Here is a 16,904-nt window from a genome sequence, read left to right as displayed (position 1 = left end):
TAATATGAAAGATAGAGACAATAAATTTTACGTATATAGATTTCGGTTATATCCTAACGCCGAGCAGGTAGCTTATCTCGACGAGCAGATGAGCTATAACCGGTTCGTATATAATTTCTTTCTTGAAAGAGCTACGCATTTATATAAAACTCATAATATTAAATTTAACTACTATGAATTTAAAAAAATATTGCCTTTGCTTAAAAAAGGCTTTTCTTTTCTTAAAGAAGCTAACTCCCAATCCTTGCAAGCAAGCCTTAAGGATTTGGACGATGCCTTTCAGAAATTCTTTAAGAAACAGGCAGGTTATCCCAATTTCAAAAAGAAAGGCGTATATAGCAGTATCGTAATACCGCAAAGCTTTGAGATAAAGGACAGTTTTATCAATATACCGAAACTCAAAACCGCTATAAAGGTTAAATTTCATAGGAAAGTTTACGAAGCGGTAAAGTCTATTAGTATTTCTAAAACTACGTCCGGCAAGTATTACGTCAATATGCTGGTAGAAAAGTTTGCTTTTACTCCGTATATACCTAAAAAAGTGGTAGGTATATCAACAGGCATAGACTTAGGCTTAAAAGATTTTGCCATTATAACTACAGGCACAAGCTTTGATAATAAAGAGAGTTTTAAGATACCTAACCCGAAATATTTGCTTAAGTCCCAAAAACGCCTTATTAAGCTTTCAAGACAACTTGATAGAAAGGTTCATAAACGCAGTAAACAGGATAAGACTACTCCGTCAAAGAATTATATTAAATTTAAAAATAAACTTTCAAAATTGCACGAACATATATTTAATCAGCGCAACGATTTTTTGCATAAATTGTCTTCAAGAACGGTAAACGATAGCCAAGTTATCGTTCTCGAGGACTTAAATATCAAAGGAATGGTTAAGAACGGTAATTTATCGAAGCCTATATCCGACGTATCGTGGAGTAAATTTAACGATATGCTTGAATATAAAGCGTCTTGGTACGGCAGACAGGTATTTAAGGTTAACAGGTTTTATCCGTCGTCTAAAACTTGTTCTACTCCGGACTGCGGATATATCCATAAAGACCTTAAGTTATCCGAAAGGTTCTGGATATGCCCGCAATGCGGAGCCGTCCACGACAGAGATGTAAATGCAAGTATTAACCTTTTCCTTGAAGGATTAACAATCTTAAAAAATACGCCGGGAACGGCGGAATTAACGCCTCTGGAGTATGCTCTTACGGGTATTCAGAGTATCGGATATAGTAACCATACGATGAGGCAGGAAGCCTATCAATTTATTGATAGGTAGTTCACAATTCTTAGAGGGGATAAATAATATGCAGAACAAAACAATCGAAAACAGTTTTTTAGCATCGTTAAGGAATGATATGAAAATAGGTTTTGTATCGTTATTAGAATATGTAAAGCTGTTGGTTATAGCTATATTTTTGTCATACCTCGTCGGATTCATTTTGCTTTTTCTTTACGCGACGGAATACGGAGCGCCATTTCCGGTGGACAACAATCTATTAACCGATTTTGCTAAATTGTTTTTGATACTATTCGGCATAGGCGTTATGTTTTCCGTCGGTCCGGAAAATTTATTCAAATTTATTTTAAGTTTGATAGCCGGAATAACCGTAATTATTATGCTTTTAGGTCTCTTTGCGAAATGGCGCTATTCGCCGCAAAGATACATATTAAATCTGTATAATAAAGGCGGAAAAACGGTTTCGTATAGAATTAAAAAGGATTGCAGCGGAATTAATTTGCCCGATAAAGCGTTCTTAATTTATAAAGGCAATTATATGGATTATTTCAAGGTGAACAGTAAGATTGTCGGGATAAATAAAAATTGTATAAATTAATAATTTTGTCCGACAACCGGACATGATAAAACTATAAATCTTATGGATAAAAATTCCTTAATCGATAAAATAACATATTCTATTAAATCCCAGCTATCAGAAAACGGGCTTTTATATAACAAAATTTTCGTTTTCATTGCGGACAAATTCTATAACGGCATAAGATATAAGACTTATTTTTCTAAACAGAACGGAGCTTTCAGGGAACTTACGGAAGTTATAGAAAACGGATATAATATAGACGATTACGAAACCGTAGAAGATTTTATAAACGACTATCCGGGCTACGCGGGTTTATCAAATATAGACGAGGTAGAAAACTTAAACGAATCCCTTAAATTCAAAATCGATAACGATATAAGTAGTATCGTTAATTTAGATATAGCGGGCTTAAATCTCGACGACTACGATTTTACGTGTTTAAGGCAGGCGGTTTACGATAGATTAAAAGAGGAAGGACTTACGAGCGAAAATATTATAGAAAAAATCGTAAAGCCGGCGCCGTTTAGAGAAACTATTCTTAAATACGAACGCAGTGCGGACAGGATAGAAGAAAAAAGAGAATTGTCGAAGCGGGAAGCCGAAGAAACAGAAATTCAGGAAGATTTGATAGCGCAGGCGATTTACGAAGATTTTGAAGAATTGAAAGGTAAAAAAGAAAAATACGGAAAAGATGACATAGAGGAATTAAGAAACGCTTTAAATGTTTTACTGGAAAAATTCGGCAGGGACAAGGTTAAAATTTTTATAAGGTCGATATATTTCAGGAAAAGCGTTGATAGGTCTATATTGGAAGTTCTTTTTCCGGAGAACTTCGCTATAAAAATATAGTAAAATATTTATATAGGAGGCTAAAAATGTTTAGACTAATCAAAACAAATCCGAACATGCTTAAACCATGCGGGTATAACCTTTTTATAGTTGCGAAAGGTTTTGCGACAAGAGATGAAGCGATAAAGGCACGCTTAGAATTTAGAAAAAACAAAAAATTCGAGGCCAGCAAAAGTAAAAGGGGATGGAATGTTCACATACAAGAATATATTCCCCGGGCTAAAAAAAGAACTTCATAATCTAATTTTTAAATTCATATATAAAAACGGTGTTTTATGGACGATATTGTTATTGCTTGGTATAAAAAAGACGAATACGACAAATTATTAAGAGTCATTGATGATAAGGATTCTATGCCTAGTGTTTATGAAGTTTGGCTTGAAATTGCGACTGCTACAATGCAAAATTTAAGGAAAGAAGGGTATAATGTTAAAAAAGTAATTGTAAACATTGATGAACTGGTAGATTGGTGCAACGTTATGAAAAAAGAAAATATTGCTAAAAATAGAGCTTTGTTTGTTAGTTTAAGGGCAAATAAAAACTATTAGAAAGAGGTGTTGAAATGTTTGAAAATTTTAAATTAAAATCTGTAAATAAAAAGATTACTGAAATTGAAGCACAAATTGTATCTAATCAAAAAGAGATAATTAGAATGGAAAAAAAGTTATCGGAAATACCTGAAAATATAGAATCCTTAAAAAAAATACTTAAGATAACGGACGAAAGAACGCAGGAATATATTAACGATAACGGTCATGATGATTTCAGCAATAAAATAATAGACGCTTCTTTAAACAGAAGCGCAAAGATTTACTATTTAGAAGAAGATTTGAAAAGAATACCTGAAATAATTAAAAGTTTGAAAGCAGAGTTATTTGATTTGGAAAAAGAATACAAAAAAGAAAAGTTAAAAGAAAAGGTTTATTCTTTAACGGAAGGAAAGCAAATCTCCGTATAAAATATATATAAAATATTAAAGAAAAGGAGGATAGAATAGCCGAAAATGAATGGAAAATACAAGAGGAAGACTCTAATGAAGGATAATTTTAAAAATTTATATTTCTATATTTATTTGTCGTTTATAATATTTTCGGCGACGATGATTATATTAGAAATATATACGCACTACTAATTCAAAAATAATAATTATTGGAGGACTAAAATGAACCAAAAAGAAGAAACAAGAAAGAGATTGGAGGAAGAAATTTTTAAAAGTTGTAAAAGAGAAAATAGAAATCCCGACAGCGCAGAGATCGCAATTTTGTCGAATATCGAAGATCAAAGACTATTTGATAAATTAATGCCAAATTTAGATAAGCAGTTACAAGAAAGGTACTCCGTTAAAAGTTAGAAGCGATAAAGGCACGCTTAGAATTTAGAAAAAACAAAAAATTCGAGGACAGCAGGAGGAGTCTCAAAATGTTTGAATCTTATAAACTCAAAAAAGCAAAGGCTAAACTTGAACTTGAATCTATAAATAAATAACTCAATGAAATTGAGGCACAAAAAGAAAAAGAACGCTGGGATAGAATGCCTCTGTGGGAGCGCAATATTGAAATAGAAAACTTAAAAGAAAAAGCTGGATTAATAGAACGAGAAAAAAAGTCTGTAGCGTATAAATTAACCGTTGCAATAATTGAAACCTTACTTATTTTAGGGTTTGCATATTTAATTTTTATTGCGGTTACAAGTTCCTTAGGAGTTCAATTTACCGACACAGCTCATTTATCGACATGGCAGTCATTAATTATGTATGGCGGATGTTGTTTTTTCGCAGTTCTATTTGCAGGCATATTGGCTTATGTAATATATGACAGTATAAATTAAATACGATAGACAGAGCTAACGGAGAAATTTAATGCTCAATAAAATCGCATTAGACTTAGACGGCGTTATATTCGACTACGAGAAAACTTTCCGGAAGAAAGCCGCCGAACTTGGTCTAAATATTTCAATCAAACGTCCCGAAATATACAATATGGCGGATAGATACGAGATTACCGCGGAGCAGGTATCCTTAATCAATTCAAAAATTGACTTTTCCGATATGGAAGTTTTTGACGAGGTTATAAATCTAAAACATCATATTAAGGATATCAAATGCTTTATAACGGCAAGCCCGAAAGAAGCTTTGCATTTAAGGAAATTAAACGTATCTAAAGTATTAGGCAAAGACATTCCCGTATATCACGCCGACACGAAAGAAAAGCATAGAATTATTTCCGAACTTGGAATAAAATATTTCATAGACGATTATAATTTGGCAATTCACCATATAGAATTAAACTGTCCTGAGTGCAACGCTTATTGGCTCAATAGAGGTTATGGAGATTTTAGCCTGACGGAACCGGAGAATAAGATAAATAGTTTGACGGAGTTCTTTAAAAAAAATTATTAATTTATTTTGTTATGAAAAATAAAAATATTAATAAGATTAAATCGGTTCAAAATAATTATTTTAGATATATAATAAATAATATTCAATGCTTGGTTATTAACGATTTTTTTAATGATAATCCGTTATTAACAAGAATTGATAATTATCTCGGAGATATTAAAAGTATAGATAACTCCGTTAAAAATGCTTTAGTGTCATTAATCAAAAAATATCAACAACAAGGGAAAGCGCATACTAAATTATTTAATTATTTTATAAAAATAGAAAACGGAACTTTATATATCAGAGATACAGATTGGGGAAACGGTAAATCAAAATCTTATAAAAAATTTTAAAATGATTAAAATAATTTTTAAAATATTTATATTTGCATTTATTTTATTTTCTGCAAATAAAGTTTTTGCTTTCGGCATTTTCAATATTCCTTACAACCAGTCTGACACTAACTTTAATAAACTTGCAATGAGAGTTTATAATTCCGGCAGTCCTTATGCTTACGCATACGGAGCTTATACCTATAACGCTATTCCTATAACAACAACTATGTCAGGGTGCAAACTGATAAGCATTATAAGGCGCACGCAGGGCTTTCCGAAACCGGCATACTGGGCAATAGAAAATTATAAGATATGCAACGGAAATATTGCAGAGGTTAAAAATACCAATATGGCGGGGTGGGATAATTTGCCAAAAGGAATAAAACCCGTTATAAATAATACTATTCAAGAAGCAAGGCAATACGGCAAAGCGACGGCTAATTATTACGGATACAGGATAATAGCAAAGACCGGAGTTTACGTTGGGACGGTATTCGTTTATGTGATGAACGGGATAAAGTTGGAAGCGATGATGAGGTTTTAAAAATTTAAAAAATATGATACGATAAATAAAAAGCCATATTAATATTAATTTACAACAATTATATGCAAATTATTTCTATAATTGCCATTTTTTTAGGTCCTCTTATTGCTGTAATAATTTCTATAAAATTAAATCAATATTATTTAAAAAAAAATTCTGACCAACAAATAAAAATAAATATTTTTTATACCCTTATGCAAAATAGGGAATTCCCTTTTTCTTCACAATTTTATATAGCTTTAAATAGTATTAATGTGGCATTCTATAATAATAAAGACGTAATTCATGCTTGGAAAGAATTTAGAAATTATATAGCCAGCAATCCTGAAAAGGATAAAATAATTTCTAATAACGAAGACTTAAAATGGAACACTGAAAAGAAGGAGCATTTTTATAATTTATTAAAGAAAATGGCAAAGGACTTAAATTATGAATTTAATGAAGATGATATTAAAAACACGTCTTATATACCTCCAGAGGTAATAGAGAGTTATAAATTGAATAACATTACCATTAATGAGTTGATAAGCAAATTATCAGAATTTATTGGAAATGCTTTAATGAAATCTAACAGCGAGACAGAGCAGCATAGAAGTAAATTAAACGATTAATTATAAAAAGTTAATATTTTTTTTATGGTATAAATTATGAAAAACGGTTGATTTTATTAAAGTTTCTGACTACTAACAATGGCAAATTTAGATTTAAAAAAAGAAAGGAAAATCTTGATTTTGGTGTAAGTTTTAAAAGTTATTGATCTCTACAAAAGATAATGAAACTAAAAAGATAATTCTCGCCGTGTCTAAGCGCATTTTTATTTTTCCTATTCTTGCCTTCTTTTTAGTGTGTTTTAAAGGTGTAAAAATATAATACGATATAAATAACAAATATTTTTAAATTTCATTAACTATATATATTTTAACAATATAAATTATGAGCGAAGAATTATTACAAAGAGATCTAATTAAAAACCCTGAAAAAATTGGGGGGTGGAATTTTTATAATATCGGTTCGACCACAATAAAATCGCTTAAAGAAAACGGCATAATCAAAAATATTGATTATGGGGAAAAAATTGAAAAGAAAAAAGTTGATGGACTTATTACAGAAGGAGATAATGTTATAGCAATAATTGAAAACAAAAGACCTTCTAAATTTAAAACAATTAATCAAAAACAAAAAGCACTAAAACAAGAAATAGAAGTAGCACAAAAATTAACAAAAATTCTAATTATTACAGATACAACAGAAACTATATGGGTTAATGCTTTAAATGGCGAGATTATTAAAGATGAAAATCATAACGATTTAAATTATATTTTTAACCCTAAAGATAAAGATATTATAGAGTTAATTAATAAAATAAATAACTCTATAAGCGAAACCAATTCTACTCTAAAATCAATTGAGCTTATTAATCCTACTGAATTAGCAAAACAAATCTGGCAAGATATTTGGATGGTTAGTGGTGCTACTCCTGAAAACTGTTTATATACCTTTATTGAATTATTTATTTTTAAATATTTAAGTGATTTAGGTGTGTTACAGGGCATGTTTGGTTTTTATGATTTAATTGATATGTACAAAAAAAATACAGATGAAGAAGTTTTAGAGCAATATGCGAAGATAATAAGACCAAAAATAAAAGAATTATTTAAGGAAAATCCTATAGATCATACGACAATAATTAACGGAACAATATTTGTAAGTAAAGACCAAAAAGCAGTCGAAGGATATAGCACTGTTTTTAAAAAAGTTCTATATAGATTTAGGGATTATAAGAAATTAGAGAATATTGATTATGAATTTAAAAGCAGATTATTTGAAAGTTTTATGAAGCAGAGCATAAGTAAAAAAAATTGGGGGCAATTTTTTACACCTCTTAAAGTTGTTAAGGCAATAGTTAGAATGACAGATGTAAAAGAAGGTGATAAAATATGCGATCCTGCTTGCGGCGTTGGAAAATTTCCATTGGAAATCATTGCTAATAATATTGATAGATTTTATAAAGTTATAAATAATAAAATAGAAGCAAAAATAGAAATTTATGGCTTCGACAAGGGGTTTGACACAGAAGAACAAAAAACAATTATCTTGGCAAAAGCAAATATGCTTATTTATTTTTCCGATTTAATTAAAAAACATCCTAATTTAACTAAAGAATTTTCAGATTTATTCAATAAAAGTTTTATTTTGAAGACTAATTCTATACTTGGAACATTAGCTGATGATGTTAAAGAAAAATATGATTGGATTTTAACAAATCCTCCATATGTAACTACTGGTAGTAGCAACCTAAAAGAAGAAATAGTAAAAAGCAAATTAGAGAGCTATTATAAAATAAATGCTATGGGTGTAGAAGGACTATTTATAGAGTGGATAATAAGGGCATTAAAAAAAAATGGAAAAGCATTTGTTATTATCCCTGATGGGATTTTAAATAGAATAAACGATAAGAATTTAAGAAAATTTATTACCGATGAATGTGTTATTGATGCCATTATCTCTTTGCCGACAAAAACTTTTTTTACAAACATTAAAAAAACTTATATATTAGCAATTACAAAAAAAAATAGTTCTTCAGATATTCAAGACACTCCTGTGTTTTTATATTTAGTGAGTAATATTGGAGAAAGTTTAGATATTTACAGATTTGAAAATCCAGAGAAAAATGATTTGAACGAAGCAGTTGATTTATTTAATCAATTTAAAGGAGCTAAAAATGCCTTTAAAACAAATTCTTTAAGATGTAAAACACTACCAATTAAAAATTTCAAACCCGAAGATAATTGGGTAATTGATAGATTTTGGTCTAAAAAAGAAAAGATAAAATTAGGTATTGTTGAAAAAGAAAATAAAGTAAATATCCTTGATTTTTCTTCTATGCTTGATGAAACCTCAGATAATTTAAAAGAATTCAAACAAGAAATAAACTTACTTGAAGAAAGAAAAGAAACTAAATTAAAAAAAGTAGCTATAACAGATGTATTTAATATAAATCTTGGTATTTCAAAATATAACCATAAATACTTTTCAACACATCAAGGAAAATATCCGGTTTATTCAGGTCAGACTAAAAATAATGGAGAAATAGCAAAAATAGACAGTTATGATTACGATAAAGAAGGTTTAACTTGGACTATTGACGGATATGCAGGTAGAGTATTTTATAGAAATGGAAAATTTAGTTTAACTACCCATTGTGGATTATTAACCATTAAAGAACAGTTTAAAGATAAATTAGATTATGAATTCCTAAAATATTTATTAGATAATGAACTCCCTAATTATTCTGTCGGAGAAGGAAATAAGAGACTTAAAAAAACCCATATTGAAAAAATAAGTATTAAAATACCAGTTGATAAGAAAGGGGAATTTGATTTAAGTAGGCAAAGAGAGTTGGCAAAAAAATATAATTTAATTGAACAGATTAAAAATGAACTTAAAAAAGATTTAGATAAAGTTATAGATACCTTTGTTGAATTTTCATAAAAAGAAAGAATAATATTTTGTTCTTGAAATTCTATTTTGATAGTCAACCACCTACGCTTAAAGGAGCAGGCTTGTAAAAGCAGGTTGATAAGCGGAGATTAAATTATTGCAAGTTTCAAAAAGTTATTGATACTCTACAAAAATTAATGAAATTAAAAAGATAATTTAATGTTTAATTTCGCCGTATCTAAGCGCATATTTATTCTCCCCGTCCTTGCCGTCCTTTTAGGGATACTAATTCTATATCCCTTTTTCTCCAGCAATTTTGCCGATATTTATTTTGCAATTAAAACCGCTTTTTCAACTCATAAATTAATTATCCCTGTCAGTTTTAATTTAAAATATCTCGTTCTTTTCTCCGGATTAATTTTTATGTCTTTGACCGATATGCTTTTTGAAAGAATACACAGGTTTATTCCCATATTTTTAATGCTTGCGGGCGTGTTATTCGCTTATATGGCAAATAAGCCCCTTATTGACGCTTTTGAGGCGTTAGGCATAGGTTTAGGCATATTTATCCTAATCGATATAACAAGGCTCGGTTCTTACGCTTTTGGAGATATATTGACGGCGGGAGCTATAGGGGCGTTCGTCGGGATAGACAATATAATTATTATTTCGATTTGCGCTATAATATTAGGAAAGGTGATAACTTATTTCAGCGCAAGACTAGACGGCTTGTTCGATAAGAGCAGGGTAAAAGCGTTTCATTTCGCTTTCGTGCCGGTTTTGTTTTTGGTATCTTGCTTATTATTTACTTTTTCCCGCGGTTTTTAAAGTTTTTAATTTTTTCTATATATTCCTGAACGCTGTTTCTTATTATAGCGCTTAAAGAAACGTTTAAATTAAACTCTTTAGCTTTTTCTTTAGCTTCTTGATATTTTTCGTATAAATCTATCGGAATCCTAACCGATACGTTTTTAGTTTTTTTTGCCGGACTTTTTTCGCTCTTTTTTAATTTCTTCAATTTCTTTCTCCGCTAAATCAATTCCTTTCTGAAAGGCTTTGTTTATAATATCTTTAAACGTAAGCCGTATGCCTTTTTTTTCAGCTTCTTTCCGCATCTCTTCCAGTTTGCCGTACTCGTCTTTCGTGAGTTTTATAGACGCATAAACGGTGTTTTTATCTTTATTTTCTTTTTTGTCTTCTTTTTTTGGAGGCATGCTATACAAAGTTTTTTATTGTTTTTTTATATTCATCGATAGTCTCGTTTATTCCAGCCCGCACGAGATCTTCAATTAGCGTCTCTTTGCGTTTTTCCTTTAACTTTAAAAATTTTTCGTAATTTTCTTTTTTTAAGGCGACCGATATTTTAACTTTTGCTATTTCTTCTTCTTTTAATTCTAATCCTTTAAGTATAATATCCCTTGCCATTAAAGTTATGCCGTTTTTTTCGGCTTCTTTTATGACCTCTTCTATTTTTTTATATAAGGACTTATCGATGTAAGCCCTCACCATTCTTTCTTTTTTCTCTTTTAATATCGGCATGACGTTATATTATAATCATATTTCGTTAATTTTTGTCAATACAGAATTTATATATTTTTGATTTAAAATGACGTTTTTATTAAATTTTGTATTGACAAAAATTCTATTTATTAATATAAAATATAGCATGGAACTATATACCGACGGCAAAAAATTGATTATCAGTTTTTATTACGACCCTGCTTTGGTAGAAAAAGTCAAAACCTTGCCTAACAGGTCTTTCGATCCACAGACTAAAAACTGGATATTACCTTTGAATTTGGAAAGTTTTTACGTATTCAGAAAAGCTTTTCCTAACGCCGAAATAGACAAATCCGTCAGGAATTTCGATTTTAACAGACAAAACAACCCTCTTTTAAACTATGTTCCGCCTTCCGGTCTTACCCCGTATAAACATCAGATAGAAACCTTAAAATTTATGCTTCAACAAAAACAGGCGGCGGTTTTCAATACCATGGGAACGGGTAAAACTATAACGTCTTTAATGGCTTTAGATTACCTTTTTCAGAACGGGCTAATCAAAAAAGCTTTGATTATAACCCCTCTTTTAGTTATGAACGACGCTTGGATTTCGGACTGCAATACTTATTTCCCGCATTTAAATATTCAAAAGTTAAGCAAAAATCAAAACGAGGCGGGAGAAGGCATTTGGATAATTAACTGGGATATGATTAAAATCCTTTTTGATTACGTTATAGAAGAAGACGAAAAAACCGGCAAAAAGATAAAAAGAATAACTAAAACTTTTAATTTTGATTTCGATTGCGTATTATTGGACGAATCGGCAAAAGCAAGAAACGTCCGGACCAAAAGATTTGAAATACTGAAGCGTTATTTGCCCGTAGAATACACTTTTATTTTGTCCGGGCTTCCGGCGCCTAATACCCCGCTTGAATACTGGAGCCAGTTTTATTTAATGGACGGCGGAAAAACTTTAGGCGTAAACTATTGGCAATTCTTAAGTAAGCATGCCTATAAAACTAAGTTCGACTGGTTTATTACCAAAGACGGCGCAGCCGCCATTAAAGAAAAAGTAGTAGCTAAATCCATAAGGTTTGAGTTAGAAGACTGCGTAGATTTGCCGGAAAACATAACGCTATGGAGAGAGGTTGAATTAGACTCGGAACATTTAAGAAACTACGACAAAATCGAAAATGAAGCTTCGGCTTTAATAGAAAATAGCAACATTAATACAGAATCGTCCGCTAAGGCTTCAAAACTCTGGCAGGCGGCGAGCGGTTACGTTTATGACGATATAGGGCGCTCTGTCTCGTTGACTAAAAACAATAAAAAGATAGAAGCATTAAGAGAAATCATCGAAGAGGAATTCGGCAGAGAGCGGGTTATTGTTTTTGCTTACTTCAAAAGCCATATAGATGAAATAATTAAAGCTCTTAAGGGGCATTTTTCAATAGCGGCCGCTTACGGAGGACAGAATTCAGGCAAATCTATCGCCGATTTTAAGTCGGGCGCCGTTCAGATCCTTTTGGCTAATCCCGTCAGCGTGGGAACGGGGTTAAATCTTTCTGTCTCTAAAGGTATTATCTGGTTTTCGCCCGTTTGGGATTACGAAATTTTTGACCAGGCGAGAAAAAGGGTGCAGAGGATAGGATTAAAGCATAAGTCCCTTGAAGTTTTTATGCACGCAAAAGATACGATAGAATATTCGATGTATTGGGGGTTAAGGCATAAAAAGGATATGAGTTCTATTATTTTAAAAAGCATTAAAGAGAAAAACAAAAGAAAAAAACTCGAAGGAATATACTAAGTTATGTCCTACATAGACGTTGCGGAAAGATATATAAAATTAAAGAAACAGGGGCGCAATTATTTCGGTTTATGTCCGTTTCACGAGGAAAAAACGCCTTCTTTTTCTGTAAATCCGGATAACGGAGTCTGGTTTTGCTGGGGTTGCGGAGAAAAAGGCAACATTTATCACTTAATCGAAAGAATGGAGTCGGTTAAGTTTCCGGAAGCGGTAGAAATAGCCAGAGGATACGGAATAGATCCGCCCGATAATTTTAAGGAAAAATCCGCTTTTAAAAACAAAGACGGACAAGTCCGTTTTGCGGACAAAGAAAATAAAACCGCTTTTAATGCGGATAACGAGGTAAATGTTATGGAAAACGAAAACGAAAAAGAACCGGAGTTCAAAAATCCTGAAGCGGAAGACTATAATCCCGAAATAAATAATATCGAAGAACCGCCGCCCCCTGTCCCCGTTCGCAATGCGGACAAACCGGTTAAGCAGCCGGTTAAAAAACCTGTGCAGGTAAAAGATAAAGAGGTAGATAAAAAAACGGCCACGTACATCTACGACGACGAAAGCGGCAAAATATTATACGAAAAAGAACGCTGGGAGCGTTTTAAAGGCGAAGAAAGGATATCTAAGAAGTTCTTGTTTTACCACTACGAAGGCGCTAAAAGGTTAACCGGCAAAGGAAACGCAAAACTTATACTTTACAACTTAAAAGACGTGCTTTTGGCGGAAAACATTTTTATATGCGAAGGGGAAAAAGATTGCAATAATTTAAAAACTGTATGGCCGGATAAAAACGCCGCTTTCACGACTAACGCTACCGGCGCCGAGAGCTGGGAAGAATCCTATAATATGTATTTAAAAGGTAAAAACGTCGTGGTATTCGAAGATAACGACGAGGCGGGAAGAAAACGGACGGAAAAGCTTACGGCGGCGTTAAGCAAAATCGCAAAAAGCTTTAAAGTAGTTAAATTCGAGGAGTTAGAAGAACACGGAGACGTAAGCGATTATCTTGAAAAATTCAGATTAGAGGAACTATTAGAAAAAATAGAGGAAGAAAATCGCACGGCGGACAAAACGGAATTAACGGTATTTAACGCTTTTGAAATGAAGATGTTCGTCGATAAAACGCAATATATGCTTTCCGATTTTATGCCGCTGAAAAAAGAGGATATTAATACCGTTTCCGGCGCTACGCTTGAATTTTTGATTTATTTAACTTTATTATTATCGAAAAAATTTAATATGGTTTTTTTGTCAAATTATCAAACTGAGTCTTTATTCCCGTATTTTGCAAACGTCGCCAAAAGAATGGCAAAAAACGACAGGGTTAATATTAAAGATATATCCGTAGGGAATGCTGCGGCGGAAATTAACGAAGCTGATATAATAATCTCGACCGTTTTTATTGAAAAAAAGGGTTTTACTATAGTTTGTCCGCAAAGCGAACGATGGCTTCCGGATTATTATTTTAAAAACGGGGAAGTTTACGATAAGTTTTGGAAAAAAGTTTTTAAGGTAGAAAATTTAAGGGGAACTGAAGAGATAAGGATAACGAAGACGGAAAGCAAAGAGGGCAAGTCTTTGATAAGTTCTATATTTTCTAAAGCAGGAAAATAGTTATGCAATACAATCTGTTCGGGGAAATAGAAGAAGAAAAAGAAGAAAATCGCTTTGCGGACAGGATAGAGTTGTCAGAAGAGGAAAGGCTCGAAATAGCAAGGGCGGTGTATAGAGTTTTTAAAGAAGATATAAAAGAAATAATAGATACTAATGCGGGGAAAATAATATACAGAAAAAAAGATACCCCGTCCGTAAGGGCGGGGTAAATTTGATAGCGAATATTTAAGAAGCTAATTTTAATGCTTCTTGAGTCGCCATTGATATCATAGCTTGAGCTTCTGCTCCTTGCAAACATTTTGCTTCCAAAAACAACATAGAAGAATGATTGCCGATTTTTTTTACAGCTATGCTGCATCTGTTTGTCATAGTATTACTCGAAATTTCTCCTTCAGCTTTTTGGATTAAAACTTTTTGTTCAATTTTGTATCCGATTACGTAGGCTTTTGCGCCCAATTCTATTAAATTGCTATGATTTTGATTAATTTTTTTGTGACTCATGGCAAAAGATGGATGCACAAAAGAAAAACAAATAATAAAAATAAATAATCCTGTAATAATTTTGTTCATAAGCAGCCTCAACTTTTTAAATTTTTTAAATTTAATTTTTCAATCTCCGCTCTTTGCAAATCAGAAAACCTTTTGATAGTTATCTCGTCCGTAAAATGCCTTGAAAGCGACGGAAATTTTTTAATTAACGCAACGTCGAATTTCTGTTCAAGCCCACACAAATTAACTATTCTTTCGTAGAAAAGATACTTCTCGCAAAGTTTTAAGTCTATTTCTCTGATTGTTTTAATAATACTTTTCATTTTTTTGCCCCCTTTAATTTTTATTGTCCGCAATGCGTTTATTCTATAAACATTAGCTAATAGCCTATGATATGCATATAATTTTTAAACCCGTCTATATCAAGCGCGTCTTTTAATTTTATAATCCGATATTTAGTCTTGGTTTGGGTCGAATCGCCTTCCGCTATTAAATCGCCGGTATAGGTTATTTTGTCGTCTTTAAGCATCTCTTTCGTAGAACCGCCTATAAGATAAAATTTTATCGTGTCGCTTTCGAACAAAACGTCTTTTCGCGTTTCAAACAGGATCATGGCAAAGAAGTCCTTTGCTTTCTCGTCCGGTTTATAGAGATTTGAATACCTTCCGATATTTTTAAAATTATATTTATCGTTACAAATGGCAAATTTTACGCCATTGCGGGGGAAAGAAGACCTGACCTCTATCGTGTGTTCTTTGTTAAGTTCTATATCTATTTGTCCGATAGACGAAGTAAATTTCGTAGGATGGGCTATATTTCCAAAGGTTTTATTTATAAACGTCAGACAACCTGACTCCGCCAAAATGCCGCCTCCGGCATCCCTAATTAATGTGTTTGAATCTCGTATATTCGAAGATTTATTTGCCTGTCCCGGATTAACTTTATTTGCAAGTTGTGAAGATGCGTCGTAAAGGGCGGATTTATTTTGTCCCGTATTATCGAAAAGACATTCCACAACCCTAAATTTTCTGCCGATATTCCTTTTCTCATTAGGAGATTGACAATCAATATCGGTTTCTTTTGTGTTTATCGTTAACATTTATAAGTTTTTTTATTCTATTTTTAGCGACGGCATAATATTCCTTGTTTAATTCAAATCCGATAAAATTTCTGTCGGTTTTAAGACAGGCAACAGGCAACGTTCCGCTTCCCGTAAATGGATCTAATACTATCTCGTTTTTATTGCTTAACATTTCTACTAAAAGAAGTTGCGTTTCGATTTTCTTTTGAGTAGGGTGTCCGGTTCTTTCCTCGGCAGGCATCGTCCTTTGAATATCTACGTAATTTCTCATTTGTTTGCCGTCGTTATACCTTTTAATATCGTCGTGATTAAAAGTCCAGCCTTTTTCTGCTTTGGTAAATATAAGGCAAAATTCCGTGGACGGAGCCATTCCTCTTCGGGTCATATTCGGCGGAGAATCCCTTTTTATCCACGTAAGCATATCCAGAAATTTCGGGAAAAATTGCGAGAGAACGGGTTGAACGTCGAAAATGCTTATCCTGCTTCCCCAAACCGCGATAGAGCCTGTCGGCTTTAATATTCTACAACATTCTTTAATCCAGTTTTCGGTAAACTTGATATAATGATTTTTCGAAGGAAAAATATCCCATTCGGAATCTAAAGCCTTGAATGTCCCGTGGCTTTTATCTTTAAACGAATTTTTTTTGGCAATGCCGTAAGGCGGATCGGTAATAACGACATCGACTGATTCGTCCGGAATATTTTTTAATCCGATTAACGCATCTTCGTTAATAATTTTATTTAATAGCTCGTTTAGATTAGGTTTGCGCTTATAAGGAATAATTTCGCATGGCTGTTCGGAAATTGATTCGGGTAATATATTAAAAGAATAAGGACCAGATACCGACGATACCGATACGACCGGTTCTATTAAACCGACTTCTTCCATATTTATTTCCCCCGTGAAATCATTGATATTTATTGTATTTTTTATAGCCTTTATTGTCAAGCAAAAATCAAAGGAAAGCGATATAAAATCTCTCTATTTAATAATCGGAAATAATTATGCAAAAATAAAGATTATCTTGCAAAAAATAA

The 16,904-nt window shown here is 32.2% G+C and carries 24 protein-coding genes; 17 read left to right on the top strand and 7 right to left on the bottom strand.

Features of this window, described 5'->3' with window-relative positions:
* The first annotated feature begins 4 nt into the window (after positions 1-4).
* The 14 genes from EVJ48_01570 to EVJ48_01505 all read left to right on the top strand — a co-directional run bounded on the left by EVJ48_01570 (position 5) and on the right by EVJ48_01505 (position 10,206).
* Entirely contained in the window at positions 5-1,288 is a 1,284-nt protein-coding gene (locus tag EVJ48_01570) for a transposase (GenBank protein ID RZV40207.1), read from the top strand.
* Between the two features lie 28 nt (positions 1,289-1,316).
* A complete protein-coding gene (locus EVJ48_01565) occupies positions 1,317-1,847 on the top strand; it encodes a hypothetical protein (protein RZV40206.1) in 531 nt (176 codons plus the stop codon).
* Between the two features lie 42 nt (positions 1,848-1,889).
* Positions 1,890-2,678: a hypothetical protein gene (locus EVJ48_01560; protein RZV40205.1), complete on the top strand. Its 789-nt coding sequence runs from the start codon at positions 1,890-1,892 to the stop codon at positions 2,676-2,678.
* A 26-nt stretch (positions 2,679-2,704) separates the two neighbouring features.
* Positions 2,705-2,917 carry a hypothetical protein gene (locus tag EVJ48_01555; GenBank protein ID RZV40204.1) on the top strand — a complete coding sequence of 71 codons (213 nt, stop codon included), beginning with the start codon at positions 2,705-2,707 and terminating at the stop codon, positions 2,915-2,917.
* 36 nt (positions 2,918-2,953) lie between these two features.
* Complete coding sequence (locus EVJ48_01550; protein RZV40203.1) at positions 2,954-3,226, top strand: hypothetical protein; 273 nt, start codon at positions 2,954-2,956, stop codon at positions 3,224-3,226.
* A gap of 14 nt (positions 3,227-3,240) precedes the next feature.
* Positions 3,241-3,636: a hypothetical protein gene (locus tag EVJ48_01545; GenBank protein RZV40202.1), complete on the top strand. Its 396-nt coding sequence runs from the start codon at positions 3,241-3,243 to the stop codon at positions 3,634-3,636.
* Between the two features lie 204 nt (positions 3,637-3,840).
* A complete protein-coding gene (locus tag EVJ48_01540) occupies positions 3,841-4,029 on the top strand; it encodes a hypothetical protein (GenBank protein RZV40201.1) in 189 nt (62 codons plus the stop codon).
* 179 nt (positions 4,030-4,208) lie between these two features.
* Positions 4,209-4,505: a hypothetical protein gene (locus EVJ48_01535; GenBank protein ID RZV40200.1), complete on the top strand. Its 297-nt coding sequence runs from the start codon at positions 4,209-4,211 to the stop codon at positions 4,503-4,505.
* Positions 4,506-4,536: 31 nt separating this feature from the next.
* Positions 4,537-5,076, top strand: a complete 540-nt coding sequence (locus tag EVJ48_01530; GenBank protein ID RZV40199.1) for a hypothetical protein — start codon at positions 4,537-4,539, stop codon at positions 5,074-5,076.
* 11 nt (positions 5,077-5,087) lie between these two features.
* Complete coding sequence (locus EVJ48_01525; protein ID RZV40198.1) at positions 5,088-5,411, top strand: hypothetical protein; 324 nt, start codon at positions 5,088-5,090, stop codon at positions 5,409-5,411.
* 1 nt (position 5,412) lies between these two features.
* Positions 5,413-5,937 (top strand): hypothetical protein, encoded by a 525-nt coding sequence (locus tag EVJ48_01520; GenBank protein ID RZV40197.1) that lies wholly within the window; start codon positions 5,413-5,415, stop codon positions 5,935-5,937.
* Between the two features lie 62 nt (positions 5,938-5,999).
* The gene (locus EVJ48_01515; GenBank protein ID RZV40196.1) at positions 6,000-6,548 is read left to right on the top strand and encodes a hypothetical protein; all 549 of its coding nucleotides are present in this window, start codon (positions 6,000-6,002) and stop codon (positions 6,546-6,548) included.
* A 322-nt stretch (positions 6,549-6,870) separates the two neighbouring features.
* Entirely contained in the window at positions 6,871-9,429 is a 2,559-nt protein-coding gene (locus tag EVJ48_01510; protein RZV40195.1) for an N-6 DNA methylase, read from the top strand.
* A 168-nt stretch (positions 9,430-9,597) separates the two neighbouring features.
* Positions 9,598-10,206, top strand: a complete 609-nt coding sequence (locus EVJ48_01505; GenBank protein ID RZV40194.1) for a hypothetical protein — start codon at positions 9,598-9,600, stop codon at positions 10,204-10,206.
* Here the strand turns inward: EVJ48_01505 and EVJ48_01500 are convergent.
* The 3 genes from EVJ48_01500 to EVJ48_01490 are packed head-to-tail and all read right to left on the bottom strand — an operon-like array spanning position 10,184 to position 10,917.
* Complete coding sequence (locus EVJ48_01500) at positions 10,184-10,396, bottom strand: hypothetical protein (GenBank protein RZV40193.1); 213 nt, start codon at positions 10,394-10,396, stop codon at positions 10,184-10,186. The genes EVJ48_01505 and EVJ48_01500 overlap by 23 nt on opposite strands.
* On the bottom strand, positions 10,350-10,592 hold the full coding sequence (locus tag EVJ48_01495) for a hypothetical protein (GenBank protein RZV40192.1): 243 nt from the start codon (positions 10,590-10,592) through the stop codon (positions 10,350-10,352). The genes EVJ48_01500 and EVJ48_01495 overlap by 47 nt, the downstream gene beginning before the upstream one ends.
* Before the next feature lies 1 nt (position 10,593).
* Positions 10,594-10,917, bottom strand: coding sequence for a hypothetical protein (locus tag EVJ48_01490; GenBank protein ID RZV40191.1), 324 nt, complete (start codon positions 10,915-10,917; stop codon positions 10,594-10,596).
* Positions 10,918-10,984: 67 nt separating this feature from the next.
* On the opposite strand from EVJ48_01490, the gene EVJ48_01485 reads away from it, so the two are divergent.
* The 3 genes from EVJ48_01485 to EVJ48_01475 are packed head-to-tail and all read left to right on the top strand — an operon-like array spanning position 10,985 to position 14,505.
* The gene (locus tag EVJ48_01485) at positions 10,985-12,685 is read left to right on the top strand and encodes a DEAD/DEAH box helicase (GenBank protein RZV40190.1); all 1,701 of its coding nucleotides are present in this window, start codon (positions 10,985-10,987) and stop codon (positions 12,683-12,685) included.
* A 3-nt stretch (positions 12,686-12,688) separates the two neighbouring features.
* Positions 12,689-14,296: a hypothetical protein gene (locus EVJ48_01480; GenBank protein ID RZV40189.1), complete on the top strand. Its 1,608-nt coding sequence runs from the start codon at positions 12,689-12,691 to the stop codon at positions 14,294-14,296.
* 2 nt (positions 14,297-14,298) lie between these two features.
* Positions 14,299-14,505, top strand: a complete 207-nt coding sequence (locus EVJ48_01475) for a hypothetical protein (protein ID RZV40188.1) — start codon at positions 14,299-14,301, stop codon at positions 14,503-14,505.
* Between the two features lie 16 nt (positions 14,506-14,521).
* Here EVJ48_01475 and EVJ48_01470 read toward each other — a convergent pair whose 3' ends face one another.
* The 4 genes from EVJ48_01470 to EVJ48_01455 are packed head-to-tail and all read right to left on the bottom strand — an operon-like array spanning position 14,522 to position 16,755.
* Complete coding sequence (locus EVJ48_01470) at positions 14,522-14,866, bottom strand: hypothetical protein (GenBank protein RZV40187.1); 345 nt, start codon at positions 14,864-14,866, stop codon at positions 14,522-14,524.
* An 8-nt stretch (positions 14,867-14,874) separates the two neighbouring features.
* On the bottom strand, positions 14,875-15,108 hold the full coding sequence (locus EVJ48_01465) for a hypothetical protein (GenBank protein RZV40186.1): 234 nt from the start codon (positions 15,106-15,108) through the stop codon (positions 14,875-14,877).
* A gap of 56 nt (positions 15,109-15,164) precedes the next feature.
* The gene (locus EVJ48_01460) at positions 15,165-15,884 is read right to left on the bottom strand and encodes a hypothetical protein (GenBank protein RZV40185.1); all 720 of its coding nucleotides are present in this window, start codon (positions 15,882-15,884) and stop codon (positions 15,165-15,167) included.
* Complete coding sequence (locus EVJ48_01455; GenBank protein RZV40184.1) at positions 15,850-16,755, bottom strand: hypothetical protein; 906 nt, start codon at positions 16,753-16,755, stop codon at positions 15,850-15,852. Before EVJ48_01455 ends, EVJ48_01460 begins: the two co-directional genes overlap by 35 nt.
* Between the last annotated feature and the right edge of the window lie 149 nt (positions 16,756-16,904).

This window comes from Candidatus Acidulodesulfobacterium acidiphilum, from assembly GCA_008534395.1.
GTDB lineage: Bacteria > SZUA-79 > SZUA-79 > Acidulodesulfobacterales > Acidulodesulfobacteraceae > Acidulodesulfobacterium_A > Acidulodesulfobacterium_A acidiphilum.
The sequence above is the reverse complement of the archived record's forward strand: the minus strand, read 5'-3'. Positions and strand labels throughout refer to the sequence as shown.